Source organism: Limnoglobus roseus (assembly GCF_008254045.1).
Lineage (GTDB): Bacteria > Planctomycetota > Planctomycetia > Gemmatales > Gemmataceae > Limnoglobus > Limnoglobus roseus.
The window spans coordinates 147,633-167,882 of the sequence record NZ_CP042425.1 but is presented as its reverse complement, the minus strand read 5'-3'; the positions used below and the strand labels follow the sequence as shown (position 1 = coordinate 167,882).

Here is a 20,250-nt window from a genome sequence, read left to right as displayed (position 1 = left end):
GATCAACCGGATGGCGTAATTTTCAGGTTTGTTCCTTCGATCTCGAATATTTTTTGCTTGTGGTGTTCCGCAATCTCGACAATCGATGGCCAGCTGCGAACGAATTTCCATGCTTGCTCGTGCATGTCCATCTTGAACCATGCTCGGCCACAGTAGAAGAATTTGATTCCCGCTCCCGAGAGTGCTGCCCGCTCGGCCGGCCGCCGGGTGATGCGAGCGTCGGCGCTGAGGAGCACCCAACGGTAATTTGAATCATCCCCGAGGGTTTGAATGATTTCGGTATCCGGCGAATCGGTGCGAAAGCGCGAGTCGTCGTCTAGAAAACGAACGTGATAGCGACTCTCGTATTGAGCGATCATATACGCGATGGGCCGCGGAAAGCAGCGGTCGAAGAAGAACGCCAATTGGCTCATGCCGCTTGGCCCAACTCAAATTCAACCGCGCGGAGAACGTCTTGGGGGCCGACGTTGTACCAGCGTGCCACAGCTTCGGCGTTCCGCTTATTCGCCTCCCATGCCGCTGCAAGTAAATCGGTCTTAACGTACACGCCCTCAACAACGGGTTTCCCCATCGCGATTCGAGGGTCCAAGATCACACCGCGGCCAATGTGCCAGAGCCGCGCGAGATCCGTACTCGGGTCGTAGTCCAACTTCTTCAGAAAGGGGGCAATAATTTCGGGAAAGACGCGCTGGCGGGTGAGCACTTCGATGAGTTCGTCTTTCCCATCCGCATCGATGCCCCGGAGAAAAACCTCCTGCCCATCCGTTGCTAGCCGATGGTGGGCGAAAGGGTGTCGAGTGTCGAGGACTTTCGTCAGTTGGACCGACACTTTGCGAAGGGTGGGTAATGAAACGCCGTGGGTACGCAACTGACCAAAAACGAACACGTCGATCAGGTCCAAGAAGCTGATCGCGGGGTCGCCTTGGATCGCGGAATAATCGGAATGAAGGACAGGTTTGCGATTTGGCTCGGACGGTCGTTGAACGAACCAGCGTCGGACGCGAGTGGGATTCAGGCGCGTGAAGCGTGCCGCTTCACGTAGGTCGTATATCCCAAGCCCGAGTTGCGTATTCATAGCCGTTACCGATCTAATCCGTCCGAGTGATGTGAACAAGGGTTCATTTTAGGGGCCGCCGTATCCGAACGCGAGGGATAATGTAACCGCTCCGTCCCGAATTCTCAACGCCCGATTTGTGCGACTACGCAATGCCCCAGCGATTCACGAGGTCGTAACGGCCGCCTCTCGTATCCGCTGCCGGGTTCCGATAAAACGACCGTTGTTCGCGTTCCTCCCCTGGTAGGTTCCGATGACCGACGCCGTCTTCCAACGCTGCATTCACCCGCACTGCGGCCACACCACGGACCTGCACGACACGACGTTCCAGTGCGCCAAGTGCGGCGGCCTGTACGACGTGGCCTACGATTGGAACCGGCTGCCCGCCCCGACGAGCTTCAAGCACTTCGAGGCGAAATGGGCCAACCGCACCGACCCGCTCGACTTCTCCGGCGTGTGGCGGTTCCGCGACCTGTTCCCGTTCGCCCCGCCCGACCGCATCATGACCATCGGCGAGGGGCAGACCCTTCTCCAGAAGGCCGACCAAGTCGGGAAGCACGTCGGCATGAAGCCGGGCAACCTGTTCCTGCAATACGAGGGGATGAACCCCAGCGGCAGTTTCAAGGACAACGGCATGACCGCCGCTTTCACGCACGCGCAGATGGTCGGTGCGCGGCGGGCGGCCTGTGCCAGCACCGGCAACACCAGCGCGAGCCTGGCGATCTACTGTGCGGCGACGAACCTGATGCGGGCCGTCATCTTCATCGGCAGCGGCAAGATCAGCTACGGCAAGCTGTCGCAGGCCCTCGACTATGGGGCGCTGACGGTGCAGATCGCCGGCGACTTTGACGACGCCCTGCGGCGGGTGCAGGAAGTCTCGAAACAACTCGGCATCTACCTCGTCAACAGTATCAACCCGTTCCGCCTCGAAGGGCAGAAGTCGGTCATGTACCGCATCCTCGAAGCCATGCGGTGGGAGGTGCCCGATTGGATCGTGGTGCCCGGCGGCAACCTCGGCAACGTCTCGGCCTTCGGCAAGGCGTTCTTCGAACTGAAGGAACTCGGCCTGATCGACCGGATGCCGCGGCTGGCGCTCATCAACGCGGCCGGGGCGGACACGTTCTACCAACTCTACGAGAAGAACGGCGTGCGGTGGAACGGCGGCAAGCCAGATTCGGGGAAGATCAACGCCTACATGAAGTACCTCGACGACGCCGATCGTCGGGCCGACACGCTGGCGAGCGCCATCGAGATCAACCGCCCCGTGAACCTGCCGAAAGCCCTGCGGTCTATGGAACGCTGCGGCGGCTACGTGCGCGAGGTAACGGACCAAGAGATTCTCGACGCGAAGGCGAAGATCGGGGCCGGCGGCTTCGGTTGCGAACCCGCCAGTGCTGCGAGTGTCGCCGGCCTGCTGAAGCTTGTGAAGGAGGGCGTCATCTCGCCCGACGAGCGGGTGGCGTGCGTGCTGACCGGGCACGTGCTGAAGGACTCCGACGCAACGGTCGCCTACCACACGGCAGACCCGGCAACCTTCGAGGCGAAACTCGGCAAGCGGGGCGTCCGCCGGGCGAGCTATGCCAACCGGGCTGTGCAGGTGCCGAACGACCTGAGCGAGATCGTGAAGGCGATCGAACTGTTCGCGTAATCGGGCTACGGTAGGGCTGACGACAGTTACAGACTATTTCGAAGGAAGGCCATGAGTCGCAAGAATGATCGGCACATCATAATATCCGGCACCGGTCGGGCCGGAACAACTTTCTTGATGCAACTGCTGACACATCTGGGTGAAGAGACGGGCTTCACTCCGGAAAGTATAAGGGTCGATCCGGCCAGTAACGCGGGCCTTGAGCACCACTTGCACGACGACAATGCCCCGTACATCGTGAAAACTCCGCACATATGCGAGTATCTCGATGAGTTTCTTGTAAACAACAGTGGCGTGAAAATTGAATATGCAATCGTACCGATCCGTGCGTTGCAAGATGCGGCCGAAAGCAGACGATACAATTCGAGAGACGCGGAAGGGGAGGGAAAACTGCAAGTCATTGGCGGCCAGTGGGGCAGCGCGGATCCCGATAAGCAAGAAGTCGTATTGATGGAGAAGCTGTACTCCTTGTTGTTCGCCATTGCCAAGCACGACATTCCGCTATTGATGCCCCAGTATCCACGATTGAAAGACGATCCCAATTATCTCTTCGAGAAGCTGCGGATCGTGTTCCCCCACCTGGAACGGGACAATTTTGATTCCGCATACAAAGCCGTTTACACTCCAAATACGGGGTATAAGTTTAAGACTGCCGCCGCGGGAGAAAGATCGTGACGATCACGGCGTGCAAGCAAGTTTCTTGCGACCCCGCGGCGGAACGGATGACAGTACGAGTCGCCGACCGGCCGGAAAATAAAGTGGGTCTCAGTCCAACCTCCGCCACCAGTCATCCGGCGTGAAGGGAATTTCAACTTGCATCCGGGCGTGTGGGTCATTAGCGATGACTTCGCCGACCCCCTTGTCCGACGACCCGCGGTTGGATGGCTGACGACTTCGACGATTCGCTTCTACCCGAATACTTGCCGAACGAGGACTGAGGCTTCCCATGAAGACGCACATCGCCATTAACGGAGCCTGTGGCCGCATGGGCCAACGGCTCGTCGCGCTCGCCGCCGAGGACGCCGCGCTGCAAGTCGTCGCGGCCCTGGATTCGCCGAAGCACCCGCGGGCCGGGCACGACGCCGGCGAGGTCGCGGGTGTTCCCAAGAACGGCGTGCCGATTACCGGCGAGATTCCGCTGTCGGCCCGCATCGATTGCGTCATCGACTTCTCGATCCCGGCCGGCACGATGGCGATTCTCAAGACGTGTGTGGACCGCAAGCTGCCGCTCGTCATCGCCACGACGGGGCTGGAAAAGGAACACCGCGATCAGATCGCCGAGGCGGCCCACGAGACGGCTATCCTCTTGTCACCGAGCATGAGCCTCGTCGTGAACGTCCTGTTCAAGCTCACGAAGCTGACCGCCGAGGCACTCGCGGGTAAGGGGTTCGACGTGGAGATCGTCGAACGGCACCACCGCTTCAAGAAGGACTCGCCGAGCGGCACGGCCGTGCAGTTCGCGAAGATCGTGCAGGACGCCATGAAGCAGTCGGAGATCGTCCACGGCCGCGAAGGGATCGTCGGCGAGCGGCCTTCCGGCGAGATCGGCGTGCACGCGGTGCGGGCCGGCGACAACGTCGGCGAGCACACCATCATCTTCAGCGCGCTCGGCGAGACGATGGAACTCGTTCACAAGGGGTACAGCCGCGACAGTTACGCCCGTGGAGCACTGCTGGCGGCGAAGTTCCTCGCTGGCAAACCGGCCGGGATGTACACGATGGCCGATGTGTTGGGCCTTTGACGTGCTACTTGGGCGGCAGCGATTCGATGAACGCCGCCGCCCGGTTCACCCATTCCGCGAGTTGTTCGTCTTCTTCGATCCCGTCCGGGTCGATCATCAGCCATCCGCGCAACGTGCGGCCACGCATTCGGAACTGCGTCGCGGCCGGGTCTTGAAGGGCGTCCACGACATCGTCCGGAGCGATCCGCACGAGCAGCGACGCATCCCGCCGGACGGCGACTGTCAATCGCCCGCCGAGTAGGAACGCGAGGCCCCCGAACATCTTCTTCTCGGTTACGTCCCGCCGATCACCCAAGCAGTCGCGAACGCGGTCGGCCAACCCTTCGTCATACGGCACGGTTTCCCCTCCCGGCTCAGGATGATGACCGCTGACGGTCGCATGCTTCATGCCTGCGACCACGGTAAACGCACACGGCCCGACGGAATACCGCCGGGCCACCGCGCGCTGATATCCAGAACTCAGTACTGGACGGCGAACTGCACGAACAGCCCTTCCAGCGACAGGTCCGCCTGTCGGGTCGTCACCTTGCCCTCGGCCAAGTCGTTGGTGAAGCGGATCTGGTCGATGGCGTTGAACAGGTTCGTCACCTCGTAGCCGACGCGGACCGACACGCCGCGGCGTTGCCAGCCGCCGCCGATGCCCGTGCCGAGCATCGGGACCACCCGCCGGGTGCGGTAGTCGACGGCCGCGAACGTCGTCTGGCCGTTGTTGTTCGTTTCCGCGATCGGGTTCACCAGCCGGCTCGACAGGATCGCGGCCGAGGTCTTCCCGTACAGGTGGAAGCCCTTGTAGACTTGCAGCGTCGCCTCGCCGCCCATCAAGGGGCCGAAGCCGTCGAGGTTCGACTTCGTGGTCACCCTCGCGAGGTTCGCGTCGCGGAGGTCGTAGAGGCTTTCGAAGTCCTGGCGGATGGTCACGAACCGTGCACCGCCGTACAGTCGCAAGTCGAGCCGGTCGTCCACGTGAACGTACCGGCTGATTTCGGTGTCGAAGACGTTGTACTCAAGGCTCGCCGTAGCCTGGGCGAAGCCGACGTTGTCGACGAGGCCGGGGCGGGTGAGCGTCGGGTAGATCAAACCGTTGACGGGGGCGTCGATGCTGCGGTCCGCCCCGCTCCGCAGGAAGGTGTACGTGAAGCCCGCCGCCCAGGCCGAGTCCTTGAACCGGTAGCCGAGGCCCGCCCGCACGGCGCTCCGCTGCTCGTAGTTGAGACTTTCGAGCGTGCCGCCGGGGATGAGGTCGCGGTTCGGGTCGACGATGGCGAAGTCGAATGCGCCGCGGCGGGGCCGCAACAGCAGGTACTCGGCCGTGCCGTAGAACCCCGCGCCGTCGTGGTGCTCGTCGTGCGTCGGGCACGTGGAACACCCTTCGCCGTGTCCGCCCCCGCCCCCGCCGTGAGCGCCGCCGCCGCCGCCGTGACTTTCCCCGGCCAGTGGGTCAAACAGGCCGGGCATTACGCCGGGCGTGAGGTCCTTCACCGGTGTTTCTTCGGTGGCGGACACCCCCATGAGCGGCGGCGGGTTGATCGGCGTTACCGGGGCGGCCCCGGTCGCGAATCCCCCCGACCCGGCCGCTCGCTGCCCCGGCGATTGGGCGGTGGCGGCCAGTGAACAGACGCCCGTGACGGCGGCCACGGCCAAAAAGCGACGGATGACCGATGACATCGAATTCCCCCTGCTCGAAGCGCCACCGTGAGTAACGAGTGTGGGGGCTGATAACCGGGTGATATGCTTCTGGCAAGAGTTTTTTCGACCCCGCGGACCGATTCTGGGGCGAATGTTGCAATATTTTTCTTCGCTGGTTTACCAGTCTTTCCCGGCCCTCTGACGTGAGTTCCGATCGCGGACATCGGCTTGCGAAAAGCAGCCTGCGACCGAAGGGCCATGCCGACGGCCCTTCTCCATTCTGCTCCTTCATCAATTCTGCTCTCCGCCCGGAACGTGATTCACCGGTGGAACAATTTGCGTAACTGAGGATGCTGTTCTAGCCTTCGCTTGAAATATCGGTCCGCCCGTTGCAATCGTTCGTTTCGGAGCCCCTATGTCTGCCCCCGCATCCGTCGAAGAACTCCTCCAGCTCATTCGCAAAAGCGGCATGGTCGACGAGGGCAAACTCACGAGCTACCTCCAGCGGCGGCAGAAAGGCCGCGGCATCCCGACCGACCCCCGCGAGGCGGCCGAGGGGATGGTTACGGACGGCATCATCACGAACTTCCAGTCGGAACAGTTCTTGCTCGGCAAGTGGCGCGGCTTCACGATCGGCAAGTTCAAACTCCTCGAGCGGGTCGGCGTCGGCGGCATGGGGCAGGTGTTCCTGTGCGAACACATGTTCATGAAACGCCGCGTGGCTATCAAGGTGCTCCCGCCCGCGAAGGCGGAACAGCCGGCCGCCCTCGGCCGCTTCTACCGCGAGGCCCGCGCCGCCGGCATCCTTGAACACCCGAACATCGTCCGCACTCACGACATCGACCAAGACGGCAATCTGCACTTCATCGTGATGGAGTACGTTGACGGGTCGAACATGCTGGAGATCGTCAAGAAGTTCGGCCCCATGAACATTGACCGGGCCGTGGGCTACGTCAAACAGGTCGCCGGCGGCCTCGACTTCGCTTTTCGGAGCGGGATCATCCACCGTGACGTGAAGCCCGGCAACATCCTGATCGACCGCAAGGGCAACGCCCGCGTCCTCGACATGGGGCTAGCCCGGTTCTTCAAAGACACGTCGGACATGCTGACCGTGAAGTACGATGACAAAATCGTCCTCGGCACGGCCGACTACGTCGCCCCTGAACAGGTCGCGAACAGCCACGGCGTGGACGTGCGGGCGGACGTGTACGCGCTCGGGGCCACCCTGTACTTCCTGCTCGCCGGCCACCCGCCGTTCCCGACGGGCACGGTTTCCCAAAAACTACTCTGGCACCGCACGAAGGAGCCGACGGCCATCCGGCAGATTCGCCCGGAAGTGTCCGAGGAGCTCGCGGCCGTGCTGGTCAAGATGATGGCGAAGGACCCGAACGCCCGCTACCAGTCGCCGGGCGAAGTCCTGCAAGCCCTGACGGCGTTCGCGCCGGCCACGCTGCCGATTCCGCCGGCGGCCGAAATGCCGATACTGTGCCTCGCCGTGACCGAGGGTGCCGAACAGGTCGTCGATCTCGTCCCGCAAACACCCGCCGTGCTGGAGAATCCGGCCCGCATTCCCGCGATGGCGGGTGTGGGCGCCGGGTCCGGTGTCACCTCGGCCGAAGCTCGTCACCGGCAACTCGCGAACCCGTTCGGTCCGGCCCCGTCGGCCCCGGCCGCCTTCTCGCCGCTTCCGCCCACCGGAGGTAGCCGTCTCACGAAACTCGGCACCGGCTCAGCCCACGCGATCCCACGGCTCGAACCCGCTCCGGCGTATCACCCGTCGCGGCCGCACGATGCCACGCCGCTGCCCGGCACTGTCCCCTTGCCCACTGCGGACGCCTGGAAAGAATCGCAGCCGACCGCTCGGCCGTCGACCATTCAAAAGATCGCTCTCTACCTGATTCTTGCGGCCTCCGTGGCCGTCGGCGGCAGCATCATCTACTTGAAGTTTGTGAAGCCGCGGTTCGTGGACAATACCCCAGCCGTCTCGACGATGCCGAACTGAGTCGGCTCACATTCCGAATCACTTTTAACGCCCGTCGGAGTTGATGCCCAACTCTGACGGGCGTCGGCCGTTCGTATATCCGTTCAACGGGCACAGTTCGTCCCATCGATCGTGGACGTTACGATATCGCCTGGTCGGCAGGCGTATCGACAACCATCCAGTCTTGGCCGACTAGAGTCAGATGCTCACGCGAGCAGGTTGCCTGGTGATCAAGAAGAAGTCGGATGAGCCGAGTACCGGAGTGGATGTTGCTGCGAGGTCTGTTCCATCAGCTTTGTCTCTCAAAAAAAAGCCCTCTCACTCCGACATCAATCGGACTGAGAGGGCCAGAGTCCACCAGCGAACGGACAATTTGTCGGCCTATGAAAATGCTTGATTAGCGAAACATCACGGGGGTGGAGCTTCAGACTTTTCGATCGCTTTATCCGTCTTGTCGCCACTCACAGCCGCTGGCTTCGGAGCGCCACCTCCCGTGGCGGGCATGGTCACCGTCGGCTTGTCAGATTTATCTCCGCATCCAGTCGTCAGCACCAAGGCGGTGCCGAACATAATAAGCGAGATCATATTTTTCATGTTGAATAGTCCAGTTGTTACGGAATAGCAAACGGGGTTCTGGAAGTACTTGGAAGGTTACTGATCGAGGGTAGAGATGTCACCCTTCTGCATCGAGGTGGCGGCACGGAAAACCGTGGGGATGTCGGTCGACGTTGTAAGAGTACGAACAGAGCCGTCGCAGAGCGCGAAGTTGACGATGTTCGTGTGTTTGCTGGCGAATTGATAGATCGAGGGGCTGCTGTCTCCAATACCTGTGTACGTGTAGAGCATATAGCCTGAGATCCAGGTCGGAATAAACGAGCGGCTCGTCTTGGAACCGCCCAACGACTCGCCGAAGGCGATGGTATTGCTCGTTCCGTCTGTGATCTCGGTCACTTTCGTTTTCGAGTTCATCGAGTACGGGCCGACGTCGGCGATATAACCGGGCATGTTCCCGACCCATCCGGCATTCGCCGCGTAGTTCGTTGGGCCACCGACGCCGCTCCCGAAATACGAATAGCCGGTGTATCCATTACGGGTGGAATTGTAGTTAAAGCAATATAATTCTCTGAGGTTGCCCACGTCCGCCGACAGGGTATCGGAAGGGCACAAGAAGGTGGAGATGATGGCCTTGTTGGTAACCGCCGACCCTGTCCAAGCCCATGTGTTCGTGGCAGGCGTTAGAAGGGCGCCCGGATGGTAAATACCTTTATAGACGTTGTCCAATTCCATGTACGGCAGCAAAAAGGCCAATGCACCAACTCTGCCGTTGCCCCAGGTTCCTGTCCAAGACGTGTTCGGAACAGGGTAGGCATTCGGATCACTATTGCTCACCCCGGTCGGGAAACAACCCATGGTCGATTCGTGGTTGTGCATCGCCAGGGCGATCTGTTTCAGGTTGTTGGTACACTTCATGCGGGCGGCCGCTTCGCGAACCTTCTGAACCGCCGGTAGCAACAGGCCGATAAGAATGGCGATAATTGCGATGACGACGAGTAACTCGATCAGCGTAAACGCCAGGCGAGCCGATTTCACTTGTCGGGACGGATTGGAAATCATGAATGAACTCCTGATCAATTCTCGACTACAGGAAAAGCGGCGCACCACTCCCTGAGTCGGTTCCGGGTGGAACGACGGTTATGAATGTACAAAAATCAACGCACCCCGATTGGAGTGAAAGGGAGAGAATCTGAGAGGGTCGTGCTGGAAATTCGGACTCCGGTGAGATCGCGAGTCGTCATGCCGAGGGCATGTCACCGTTGTTCGATTCACAGAACCAATCAAATGAAACCTTGGAATCTTGCGAGCCCTAAATCGAGCGATCACTTCAAATTCGTGATGTGTCGTCGATGACGCCCGCGACTGACCCTCCTTGTTTGAGAACGTCCGAATTCCGCCCTACGCGATTAAAATGGCTTCGGCTACGAGTCCAGGGCCGAATCCGAGCATCACGCAAGGGCTGTCTGCTTGAGATTGCATCAAGTCTTGCACGATAAATAGCACTGTTGGCGAGGACATATTGCCAAACTCCGTAAAAACTCGCCGCGATGCCGTCGTAGCACCTTGTTGCAAACCCAGTGCCATCTCGACCGCGTCGATGATCTTTGGGCCGCCGGGGTGAACCGCCCAACTCGGGATGTCCGCAACGCTTAGTCGGTGATTCGAAAGCCATTCACGCATCCAGGCCCCGAGGTGTTCCGCGATTCGCTTCGGCACCTGCTTCGAGAGCGTCATCTCGAAGCCGTGGTCGCCGATGGTCCAGGTCATGGCGTCGGCCGAGTTCGGGATCAGGCACGAACCGGTTGCCGTCACGTGCCACGGGCCGTTGCCCGCCGTGCCGACGACTGCCGCCGCTCCGTCGGCGAACAGGGCGTTCGCGACGACCTTCTCCGGGTCGTCGCCGAAGTGGTAGTGCAGGCTGCACAACTCGACGGCCACCAAAAGCACCACAGCTGCGGGGTCGGCCCGCGTGTAGGCGTCGGCCACGCGGAGGCCGTTCAACGCCCCGTGGCAGCCCATGAAGCCGACGTGCGTTCGTAGGACGGTCGGCCGAAGGTTCAGCCCTTGAATGAGGGCGAAGTCCAAGCCGGGGGCGGTGAAGCCGGTGCAGGAAACGGTGACGATGTGCGTGACATCGACGGCACTCAGACCGGCAGCGGTGAGGGCGTCACGGGCCGCGCTCACGGCCATCGGTAGGGCGTGTTCGCAGTACATCGCGTTCCGCACGCCGGTCGAGGGGCCGCGGAAGTTTGGGTCGCCGTTCGGAAGGAACGGGGAGCCGGAATGTCGTGTGCCTTCGAACAGGTCGCGGATCACGTCGCGGCCGTGAACGAGTGCCCGCCGGCGGTTGCCGGACCCCTCGTAGACGGCGGGCAGGAACCCCGACTCGCGCGAGACGGGGCCACCGATGACGCGGGCGACCTGCAAGCCCTCGTCGGGAGTCACGTGCCCGGCGGGGAGGGCCGTACCGATGCCGCGGATCTGGAAACTCATGGTGGGAGGGTCTGCTTTCCGAGGTTGGAAGACACGCGGGCGGGGTGGTGGATGGCACGAATCACCGGGCCGGATAACTGCGGTACAACGCTCAGCAATCGCACCGCCGTGCGACACGCGGCCGGTCGACGGAGCGTCCAGGCAACCCCCTTGCACACCGCCTGCCGCCGGCCGACAATCCGGCGGTACGTTCTCGCCCATTCGCCGGCGTCGGTCCCGCCGGTGGCCAGCGGCACCACGGCGACGGCAGCGGAGATGGCCCAGCCCATGCCTTCGCCGGTGAACGGTTCAACGTACCCGCCGGCATCGCCGACGGCGAACCACCGCGGGCCGGCGACCGTGCGCGACGAGCGCGTCAGGGCCGGCGTCCCTTTCCACTCGGTGACGGCCAGATTGTCAATCGCGGGAAGGCCCGCGTGTCGCAGAATGGCCGCGGCCGCTTCGCCGAGGCCGCCTTGCTTGCGCACGAACGCGGCGTCGAGCGCGGCCGCCACGTCGAGTCGGCCGTCTTCCACGCGGACGAGGCCGACGTACCCGCCCGCGGCCGTGGCCATGAAGACTGTGCCGGCCGCATACTCCGCCGGCGGGTTCGGGATCATTGCTCCCGCCCCGATGCGAGAGTTAGCGTTGGCTTCCCCCGCGAGTTGGCCGTTCAGTCCGTCGGCGACGATCACGATACGAGCGTGCAGTCGGGTGGTTGTCGGGGGAGAAGGCCGAATTTCTCCCTCTCCCCCGGCTTTGAGGGGGAGAGGGTCGGGGTGAGGGGGAAGACCTCTTTGCAACGGGAGACTTGCCTCGTTCGTTGGGAAGTCACCGCCCCTCACCCTAACCCTCTCCCCCTCAAAGCCGGGGGAGAGGGGATTCGAGGTCGCCGCCTTCACTTCGACGATTCTTCCATCGCCCGCCTCTTCCCCCATCGTCGCCCGTGTGCCGGGTAGGAAGGCCGCACCGCGGCGGATCGCTTCGCGCACCAGTTCTGCGTCGAACGCTTCCCGTGACAAGCTCACGCCCGCCGGCCACGCGAGGTCGGCGGCCCGCCCGCCGGCCGCCAGACGCACGCGGTGCAAGGGCACCGCGCTCAGTCGCGCGGGGACGTCTCCCAGCTCCGCCGCCGCGAGCGCGGCGAGCGCGTTCTGGTTCAGGCAACAACCGCACACCTTCCGCCGCGGGAATTGCGCCCGGTCGATCAACAGCGTGCGCAGGCCGGCGCGGGCCAGCAGGCCGGCGGCCACCGACCCGGCCGGTCCCGCCCCGATGATGGCCGCGTCCCAGGGCAAGGCCGTTGCGTCCGTCAAGGTGAGGGTCGCCGGGATGCTCACCGCTTCCTCCACGACAATTGAAACCGGCACGGGAATCGCGGTGAGGCGTGGACGTTCTTCAACCCCGCCCGCTTGGCCAGTGCCGTCGCCTCGGCTGGCGTGAACGCCGCCCGCACCGAGACGGGGCCGTCGTACCGCACGACCGGCGACCGCGTCAGGAGGCGGCACGCGAACCAGACCTGGAGGTAGTTCCACCGCGACCGCGACAAGTCGCTAACGATGCCGAGTGCCGTCGCGGCCCGGTCCATCCGCTGCAACAGGAGCACCGCGTCCGGTTCGTCGAGGTGGTGCAGAAAGAGCGAACACGTCACCACGTCGAAGCCGCCGGGCAGGTCGTCCTTCAAAACGTCGTGTTGGAAGAACTCGACCGGGGCGTTCGCGGTCGCGGCCCGCTCCGTCGCGGCTGCCACGGCCGTCGGGCTGATGTCGCACCCGGCAAACGCGACCGAGAACCCGGCCCGCTTCGCCATGCCGGCCATCGCGACCGGCCCGTCGCCGGACCCGCTGGCCACGTCCAACACGCGGATCGGCCGCGAGAGTTCGCTTGCCAGGGCGCGGATGGAATACCACACCGCCCCCGCCCCGTTGCTGACGGCGTTGAGCCGGGCCAATCCGGCGAGCGCCCGACGGTGTTCGGCCGCGTCGAGGGCGGGGTCGTCCATCAGTTCCGGCCGCCGGTCACGGCGGGAGAGGCCGAGCATGCGTGTCCTCGATCAGTTCGCGAGGGCTGCTCGTAACGTCTTCTCGTCGGTCACGCCCTCGAACCGGCGGACAACTTGCCCGTTACGGAAGATCAGCAGTAGCGGGATCGCTGAGACGTGGAACTTCGCGGCCAACTGCGGGTTCGTCTCGGTGTTCACCTTGCACACCTTGAAATCCTTGGCGACGGCCGCCAACACCGGGTTCATCTGGCGGCACGGCCCGCACCACGCCGCCCAGAAGTCGACCAGCACCGGGCCGGCGTCGTCGATCACTTCGCGCTTGAAGTTGTACTCTTCCAACAGCATCACGCACCCCCCATCATCCGCAGGTACCGGGCGGCCGACCGCTCCACGACCGCCTTCGCGTCGGCCTTCACGAGGCCGTTCGGGAACGCCCCGTAGATGCGGTCGAAGGCCAGTGGCTTCAGGCACGCGACGGCGTGCTTGACGGCGGCCGGACCGAGCGGGATGTAGTTCGGGTAGCTCCACATGAAGCTCACCCAGGCCGTGTCCTGGCAGACTTGCGGTTGGTCGCCGCTCAGCAACACGCCCTTGCCGCCCGCTCCGGCCGGCCAGTGCAGCACTTGATAGCCCTCGAAGTGGCCGCCGCACTTGACGAGTTTGAGTCCGCCGAACAGGTCCTTCGTCTCGCCGTCCCAGAACTGCACCGCGTCGTCCGGCCGCATCACCCACTGCTTGTCCAGCGAGTGCAAGTGAATCGGCACGCCGCCGAACGCCCGGCTCCACTCGACCATCGTCGTGTAGTAGTGCGGGTGCGAAATCGCGATCGCCTTCAGGCCGCCGAGTTTCTTCACCGCCGCAATCGTCGCGTCGTCGAGCGGCGGGATGCAGTCCCACAGCAGGTTGCCGTCCGGCGTCCGCACCACGAACGCCCGCTGGCCGATGCCCGCCTTCGGCTGCGGGTGGATCGAGTGCAGGTTCGCCTCTTCCTCCGTGATGACGTTCTTGTGCGTCTTGCGGTAGTCTTCCAGCGTGGTCCAGGTCTGCCCGCCGTGGCCGACGTACTGCCGTTCGTCCCGGCAGATCGGACAGGCGGCCGGTTCCTTCTCGCTCGCGGCGAACTGGATGCCGCAGGTAACGCAAACCCAGTGCTTCATGACAGGTTCCCTCGCAGACGCCGTGCCGGACAGGGCGACGGCGAGGCCGGCGGACTGGAGAAACGTGCGGCGATCAGATGGCATCGGAGGGCCTCCGGATTTTAGCCGTGGAACGGCGGCAGATGTTAGCCAGGGGTGGAGCGGAGCGCAACCCCTGGTAGATGAGTCGAAGGAACAAGCCCCGGAGGGGCGGCAGAGGGTGCGTCTGCCGCCCCTCCGGGGCTTGGTGTTGTGGGCGAAGGGTCAGGGGTTGCGCTCCGCTCCACCCCCGGCTAACGTCTGCCGCACCTCCGGTGCTCAAAGCTCGAACGGAACGGTGCTTACCCGTACTTCGGCTCGGGCGCGTCCGGCGATTCGGCGTCGAACCAGCCGTGTTCGAACTCGATCCGCTGCTTCTTGGCCATCGCCATGTTCGCGGTCAGGGCTAGGATCGCGTCGGCCATCGCCACTTCGCCGTGGCAGCGGGGCAGGATGTCCTTGTGCTTCATCGTGCCGTCGGAGTTCTTCTCGTAGCTCACCGGCTGCTTCAGGTCTTGCCACCGGCGGATGCAGTAGGCGAAGTGTTCCATCTCGGTGCGATAGCCGCGAATTTCCGTGTCCCACGCCGGGCCACCGGCCGCCTTGGCGATGCTCGCCCCGCCACCGCCCCACGTGGACGCCGCTTCCATCGCCGGCTTCTTACTGCCCTCGCCCGTGACCTTCACGAGCGTGTCCTTGCCGCCCTTGTCGTCCTTCTTCGCGGCCGGACCCTTCTCCTTCTCTTTGTAGAGGTAGACGTTCGCTTCTTTCTCGACGATCATCGTGCCGCGGCTGCCCATCAGGCACTCGCCGTAGTCCTCGAACTCGTTCGTGTTGAACGACGTGTAGGTCATGACGACGACGTCGCTCTCGTCCGTGCCCTTGTTCTTGCCTTTCGGGTGGTTCGGGCCGGGGAACTCGAAGGTGGTGAACACGCCGTCGTTCGACTCGCGGTCGTTCTTGCCCTTGCCGTAGAAGAACTTGCCGCCGACGCCGCTGACGGACAGCGGGTGGACTTTGCCGAGGAAGATGCTGGTGGCGTCGAGTTGGTGGCTACCGAGTTCGGCCATCAGCCCGCCGCCGGTGCGGTCGTACAACCGCCAGCGGACGAGTTCCGTGATCGACTTGAAGCCGGTCTTCTTGAGGAGCGCGTCGGGGTCCTTCAAGAACGGTTCGGCGTCTTCCTTGGGCACCGGCTTGCACCAGCCATCAATGAGAGCCGGGATGTCGAACTCTTTGCCGTCGATGTCTTTGCCGGTGGCGAACGTCTTTAACTGAGCTTCCGTCGGCACGAACGGCCAAGAGTTGTTCCGCGGCCACTGTGCGCGGATGTGCTTGATGTCGCCGAGGATGCCGGAGTTCACGACTTCCAGAGCATGGGCGTAGAGCAGGCTGTAGTGCCGTTGGTGGCCGACGGAGAGCAGCACGCCGTTCTTCTTGGCGCTGGCGATCATCTCCTTACACGACTTCACGTCGCGGGCCATTAGCTTCTCGCACAGCACGTGCAGTCCGGCGTTCATGCACTCGACGGCGATGTCCTTGTGCGTGAACAGCGGCGTCGCGATCACGACCGCCTCAATGCCCAGGCTCTTCGCTTCGGAGATGAGTTGCTTGTAGTCCGAGAACTGCTTGATCTTGGCAGCAACGTCCTTGCCGTAGATCTTGTTGAAGCCCTTCCGCGGTCCGTTCGGCTCGCCTTCGAGGATTCGCTTCTGGTTCGACGGCCGCAGGTCGCAGGTGGCCACGAACTGCAGGTATTCCGGGTTGTGTTCGCCGATGAGGACGCCGCCCTCGTCGCCGACGCCGATGATCGCGGCCTTGACGGCCTTGTTCCCCTTCCACGAGTCGTAGCCGAAGTACACCGCCGCTGACACCGGCAGCACCGCCCCGGCAGCCGTCACGGCCTTCATGAACGTCCGGCGGTCCGGGTTATTCGCGGCAATGTCGGCCGCGGCCTGGTTGAAGTTGTACGCGCCGACGCGCTTGTCTTCTTCCGACAGTTTTGTGGACATGATTCGGCTCCGGGGAGGGTACTTCGTTTTTGTAGGGGATTGGGCCGGATTCTTGAAGGGCAATCAGCGCGGATGGCCCAGCACGCCGGTTCGAACTTGCCCGATCAGGTTGACCTGCCAGTACCGCCGGCTATCGACGTCCAGGCACGACAGCCACCCGCCGCCGTAGGCGTAGGTGTCAACGCAGATGGCACTCTCGCAGTCGAGAATCTCGCCCGACCGCTGCGAACTGTGCCCGCAGATGACGACCTTGCCCGAACGGTGGGCCGGCGGGAACGTCGGGTTCAGGAACTCCCAAAACAGCCACATTTCATCTTGCTCGTCCATCGGCAGTTCGGACGCGACCCCGGCGTGGACGAAGATGTGCATGTCGGTTTCGTAGTAGTTGATGCACTCCTCTTCGATGAACCGCCAGTGTTCCGTCGGGATGTCGTTGACCGTCCCCGCCCGTCCGGGCGATTTGCCGTAGGAACCGAGGGCCTGCATCCCGCCGACGCTCGTCCACATCTTGTATTCGGACTTGTCCCGGCGTGCCCGGCTCATCATGAGTTCGTGGTTCCCGCGAAGGCAGACGACGTTGTGTGTCTGCCGCAGGGCGAGGACGCGGTCGATCACGCCGCGGCTGTCCGGCCCGCGGTCAACGTAATCGCCGAGGAAGACGACTTGATCCTGCGGCGTCGGCTTGACGGCCCTGAGGAGGTCGTCGAGCATGGCCGAGCAGCCGTGGATGTCGCCGATGGCCAGGGTGCGCATGAGGGTATTCTAGCTAGCGTTCGGCCGCAATTCATGGTTCAATTGCGGTTCTCGTCACCGCCGTCGGAGAACCGCCCCGTGGAAGAAGTCCTGGTCGTCGTCTTTCAGCTATTCTTTGAACTGCTCATCAACGTCCTCGGCAGCGGACTCCTCGACTTGGCCTCGCGGGGCACGTCGTCGAAGACGCAGGAAGGCTGCGGCATCTTCCTTCTTCACGCGATGTCCGGCGGCGGCCTCGGGTTCGTCTCGACGCTGATCGCGCCGCACCTGTTTTTGCCGCTCCCGTGGATGCGGTTGCTGAACCTGGCGGTCAGCCCCATCATCGCCGGCGGCGTGTCGTACATCCTCGCGCGGGAGGTGCTCAAGAAGGACGACGGCAGTGGGCACTTCCTGCACGCCTTCCTGTTCGCGATGATGTTCGGGCTGTCAAGGTTCGCCTTCGCGGTGCGGTAACCGTCGTTCAATCGCGGCTCGTCGGGAATGCCATTTCGGCAGGCGTTTCTTCCCATCCCCTCACATTCAAGCACTTTCCGCGTTGGTACGCCGGTTGCTGTTTCCTCCCTGGAGGAACACACCTATGGACCTAAACCGATTCACCGAAAAGGCCCGCGAGGCGCTGGCGGGGTCGCAGACGCTCGCCGCCAAGATGGGCCATCAACAGATCGACCTCGAACACCTCTTGCTCGCCATGCTCGACCAGGAGCGCGGTCTGACACCCGCCATCTTGAACAAAGCCGGCGTCGCCGCCGACGCGCTCACGCTGAAGCTGCAACGCGAACTCGAGAAGATGCCGAAGGTCACCGGCGCGAGTGGCGCGCCGCAGAACCAGTACGGCAGCGGCCGCTTCAACAAGCTCGTCGGTGAAGCCGAGGACGAAGCCAAGCGGATGAAGGACGAGTACGTCTCGGTCGAGCACTTGTTGCTCGCGATGGCCGACGACCGCGGGCCGGCGGGCAACCTGCTCCGCGAGTTCGGCCTGACGAAGAAGCGGCTCGAAAGTGCCCTCAAGGAAGTCCGCGGCTCCCAGCGCGTCACCACGCAGAACCCGGAAGAGACGTACCAATCGCTCGAAAAGTACGGCCGTGACCTCACGCAGTTGGCCGCGAAGGGCAAACTCGACCCGGTCATCGGCCGCGATGAAGAGATTCGCCGCGTGATGCAGGTGCTGAGCCGCCGCACGAAGAACAACCCCGTCCTCATCGGCGAACCCGGCGTCGGCAAGACGGCCGTTGTCGAAGGGCTGGCCCTGCGCATCATGCGCGGCGACGTGCCGGAAGGGCTGAAGGACAAGAAGATCGTTGCCCTCGACATGGGCTCGCTCATCGCCGGGGCGAAGTACCGCGGCGAGTTCGAGGAGCGATTGAAGGCGGTGTTGAAAGAGGTCACCGAGTCCGAGGGGCAGATCGTCCTGTTCATCGACGAACTGCACACCATCGTCGGGGCGGGCAAGGCCGACGGCGCGATGGACGCCGGCAACCTCCTCAAGCCGATGCTCGCCCGCGGCGAATTGCACTGCATCGGCGCGACCACGCTCGACGAGTACCGCCAGCACATCGAGAAGGACGCGGCCCTCGAACGCCGCTTCCAGCCAGTGTTCATCGACCAGCCGTCGGTCGAGGACACGATCTCGATTTTGCGCGGCTTGAACGATCGCTACCAGACGCACCACGGCGTTCGCATTAAGGACGCCGCGCTCGTGGCGGCCGCGGTGCTGTCGAACCGCTACATCACCGACCGCTTCCTGCCGGACAAGGCGATCGACCTTGTGGACGAGGCCGCCGCGAAGATTCGCACCGAGATCGACTCGATGCCGACGGAACTCGACGAGATTTCCCGCCGCGTGATGCAGCTGGAGATCGAACGCGAGGCGTTGAAGAAGGAGACCGACCGGGCGTCGAAGGACCGGCTCGAACGCTTGGAAAAGGAACTGGCCAACGCGAAGGAGAAGGGCGACGCGCTCAAGGCCGTGTGGCAGGAGGAGAAGGATAACGTCCGCGCGCTGCAACAGGTCCGCGAGGAGATCGAGAAGGTCAAGGGCGAGATCGAAGTCACGGAGCGGAACTACGATCTCGCGAAGGCGTCGCAGCTGAAGTACGGCAAGCTGCCGGAACTCACGCAGAAACTCACGACGATGGAGGCCGGGTTGACCGCGAAGGACAATCGGCTGCTGAAAGAGGAGGTTGGCGAGGAGGACATCGCGGCCGTGGTCAGCCGGTGGACCGGCGTGCCGGTGGTGAAACTGCTCGAAGGCGAGAAGGCAAAGCTGTTGCACCTGGAAGACGAGTTGCACAAGCGGGTGATCGGCCAAGACGAGGCGGTGCGGGCCGTCAGCGAGGCAGTCATCCGCTCGCGGGCGGGCCTCAACGACCCGCAACGGCCGCTCGGCTCATTTTTGTTCCTCGGCCCGACCGGCGTCGGCAAGACGGAACTCGCCCGCGCTCTCGCGCAGTTCCTGTTCGACGACGACAAGGCGATGGTCCGCATCGACATGAGTGAGTACCAGGAGAAGCATACCGTCAGCCGCCTCGTGGGCGCGCCGCCGGGGTACGTCGGCTACGACGAGGGTGGACAGTTGACCGAAGCCGTCCGTCGTCGGCCGTACTGCGTGATCCTGTTCGACGAGATCGAGAAAGCCCACCCGGACGTGTTCAACGTGCTCTTGCAAGTGCTGGACGACGGCCGCCTGACGGACAGCCAGGGGCGACTGGTGGACTTCAAGAACACCATCGTGCTGATGACGTCGAACATCGGCAGTCAGAAGATTCTCCAGTTCAAGGGGTCGCACATCGGCGAGGTGTACGACCGGATGAAGGACGCCGTGATGGAGGAACTCCGCAAGTCGTTCCGGCCGGAGTTCCTGAACCGGATCGACGAGACGATCGTCTTCCACGCCCTGACGGAAAAGGACCTGACGAAGATCATCGACATCCAACTGGAACGCCTCGTGTCCCGGTTGGCTGAGCGAAAGATCACGCTGACACTGACGCCGGAGGCGAAGAAGTACCTCGTGGGGATTGGCTACGAGCCGAACTTCGGGGCGAGGCCGTTGAAGCGCGTGTTACAGAAGGAAGTCGAAACGGCCCTCGGCCGCAAGTTGCTGACTGGCGAGGTTCAGGACGGTTCGACCGTGACGGTCGATTACGACGTGAGCCACGACGCGCTGAAGTTCACGGCGTCGTAAATCATCGAGCGATGCCAACGAAAAAGCCCCGGCTACTGCCGGGGCTTTTT

18 protein-coding genes are annotated in these 20,250 nt (G+C 63.2%); 6 read left to right on the top strand and 12 right to left on the bottom strand.

Annotation, left to right across the window (positions count from 1 at the left end):
• Positions 1-2 precede the first annotated feature (2 nt).
• The gene (locus PX52LOC_RS00700) at positions 3-413 is read right to left on the bottom strand and encodes a PIN-like domain-containing protein (protein WP_149108268.1); all 411 of its coding nucleotides are present in this window, start codon (positions 411-413) and stop codon (positions 3-5) included.
• Positions 410-1,075: a hypothetical protein gene (locus PX52LOC_RS00695; RefSeq protein ID WP_149108267.1), complete on the bottom strand. Its 666-nt coding sequence runs from the start codon at positions 1,073-1,075 to the stop codon at positions 410-412. Before PX52LOC_RS00695 ends, PX52LOC_RS00700 begins: the two co-directional genes overlap by 4 nt.
• A gap of 232 nt (positions 1,076-1,307) precedes the next feature.
• On the opposite strand from PX52LOC_RS00695, the gene thrC reads away from it, so the two are divergent.
• From thrC to dapB, 3 genes are all read left to right on the top strand, one after another.
• Positions 1,308-2,702, top strand: coding sequence for a threonine synthase (gene thrC, locus PX52LOC_RS00690; protein ID WP_149108266.1), 1,395 nt, complete (start codon positions 1,308-1,310; stop codon positions 2,700-2,702).
• A gap of 51 nt (positions 2,703-2,753) precedes the next feature.
• On the top strand, positions 2,754-3,377 hold the full coding sequence (locus PX52LOC_RS00685; protein ID WP_149108265.1) for a sulfotransferase family protein: 624 nt from the start codon (positions 2,754-2,756) through the stop codon (positions 3,375-3,377).
• A 271-nt stretch (positions 3,378-3,648) separates the two neighbouring features.
• Positions 3,649-4,443 (top strand): 4-hydroxy-tetrahydrodipicolinate reductase, encoded by a 795-nt coding sequence (gene dapB, locus PX52LOC_RS00680; protein WP_149108264.1) that lies wholly within the window; start codon positions 3,649-3,651, stop codon positions 4,441-4,443.
• Between the two features lie 4 nt (positions 4,444-4,447).
• On the opposite strand, the gene PX52LOC_RS00675 is transcribed toward dapB, so the two are convergent.
• Both PX52LOC_RS00675 and PX52LOC_RS00670 read right to left on the bottom strand, forming a co-directional pair.
• Entirely contained in the window at positions 4,448-4,780 is a 333-nt protein-coding gene (locus PX52LOC_RS00675) for a TfoX/Sxy family protein (protein WP_149108263.1), read from the bottom strand.
• A 122-nt stretch (positions 4,781-4,902) separates the two neighbouring features.
• The gene (locus PX52LOC_RS00670) at positions 4,903-6,108 is read right to left on the bottom strand and encodes an Lpg1974 family pore-forming outer membrane protein (RefSeq protein WP_149108262.1); all 1,206 of its coding nucleotides are present in this window, start codon (positions 6,106-6,108) and stop codon (positions 4,903-4,905) included.
• A gap of 376 nt (positions 6,109-6,484) precedes the next feature.
• Between PX52LOC_RS00670 and PX52LOC_RS00665 the strand changes: the two genes are divergently transcribed.
• Positions 6,485-8,071 (top strand): serine/threonine protein kinase, encoded by a 1,587-nt coding sequence (locus tag PX52LOC_RS00665; RefSeq protein ID WP_149108261.1) that lies wholly within the window; start codon positions 6,485-6,487, stop codon positions 8,069-8,071.
• 630 nt (positions 8,072-8,701) lie between these two features.
• On the opposite strand, the gene PX52LOC_RS00660 is transcribed toward PX52LOC_RS00665, so the two are convergent.
• From PX52LOC_RS00660 to PX52LOC_RS00625, 8 genes are all read right to left on the bottom strand, one after another.
• Positions 8,702-9,664 carry a DUF1559 domain-containing protein gene (locus PX52LOC_RS00660; protein WP_149108260.1) on the bottom strand — a complete coding sequence of 321 codons (963 nt, stop codon included), beginning with the start codon at positions 9,662-9,664 and terminating at the stop codon, positions 8,702-8,704.
• Between the two features lie 339 nt (positions 9,665-10,003).
• Positions 10,004-11,098 (bottom strand): type III polyketide synthase, encoded by a 1,095-nt coding sequence (locus PX52LOC_RS00655; protein WP_149108259.1) that lies wholly within the window; start codon positions 11,096-11,098, stop codon positions 10,004-10,006.
• On the bottom strand, positions 11,095-12,417 hold the full coding sequence (locus tag PX52LOC_RS43240) for an NAD(P)/FAD-dependent oxidoreductase (RefSeq protein WP_168218739.1): 1,323 nt from the start codon (positions 12,415-12,417) through the stop codon (positions 11,095-11,097). Before PX52LOC_RS43240 ends, PX52LOC_RS00655 begins: the two co-directional genes overlap by 4 nt.
• A complete protein-coding gene (locus tag PX52LOC_RS00645) occupies positions 12,414-13,118 on the bottom strand; it encodes a methyltransferase domain-containing protein (RefSeq protein ID WP_149108257.1) in 705 nt (234 codons plus the stop codon). Before PX52LOC_RS00645 ends, PX52LOC_RS43240 begins: the two co-directional genes overlap by 4 nt.
• Before the next feature lie 12 nt (positions 13,119-13,130).
• Complete coding sequence (gene trxA, locus PX52LOC_RS00640) at positions 13,131-13,424, bottom strand: thioredoxin (protein ID WP_149108256.1); 294 nt, start codon at positions 13,422-13,424, stop codon at positions 13,131-13,133.
• Positions 13,424-14,236 (bottom strand): MBL fold metallo-hydrolase, encoded by an 813-nt coding sequence (locus PX52LOC_RS00635; protein ID WP_178132604.1) that lies wholly within the window; start codon positions 14,234-14,236, stop codon positions 13,424-13,426. Before PX52LOC_RS00635 ends, trxA begins: the two co-directional genes overlap by 1 nt.
• Before the next feature lie 320 nt (positions 14,237-14,556).
• Positions 14,557-16,266, bottom strand: a complete 1,710-nt coding sequence (locus tag PX52LOC_RS00630) for a Gfo/Idh/MocA family protein (RefSeq protein ID WP_149108254.1) — start codon at positions 16,264-16,266, stop codon at positions 14,557-14,559.
• A gap of 63 nt (positions 16,267-16,329) precedes the next feature.
• A complete protein-coding gene (locus tag PX52LOC_RS00625; protein ID WP_149108253.1) occupies positions 16,330-17,019 on the bottom strand; it encodes a metallophosphoesterase family protein in 690 nt (229 codons plus the stop codon).
• Positions 17,020-17,097: 78 nt separating this feature from the next.
• Between PX52LOC_RS00625 and PX52LOC_RS00620 the strand changes: the two genes are divergently transcribed.
• Positions 17,098-17,472 (top strand): hypothetical protein, encoded by a 375-nt coding sequence (locus PX52LOC_RS00620; RefSeq protein ID WP_149108252.1) that lies wholly within the window; start codon positions 17,098-17,100, stop codon positions 17,470-17,472.
• 124 nt (positions 17,473-17,596) lie between these two features.
• Positions 17,597-20,200 (top strand): ATP-dependent chaperone ClpB, encoded by a 2,604-nt coding sequence (gene clpB / locus PX52LOC_RS00615; RefSeq protein ID WP_149108251.1) that lies wholly within the window; start codon positions 17,597-17,599, stop codon positions 20,198-20,200.
• Positions 20,201-20,250 lie beyond the last annotated feature (50 nt).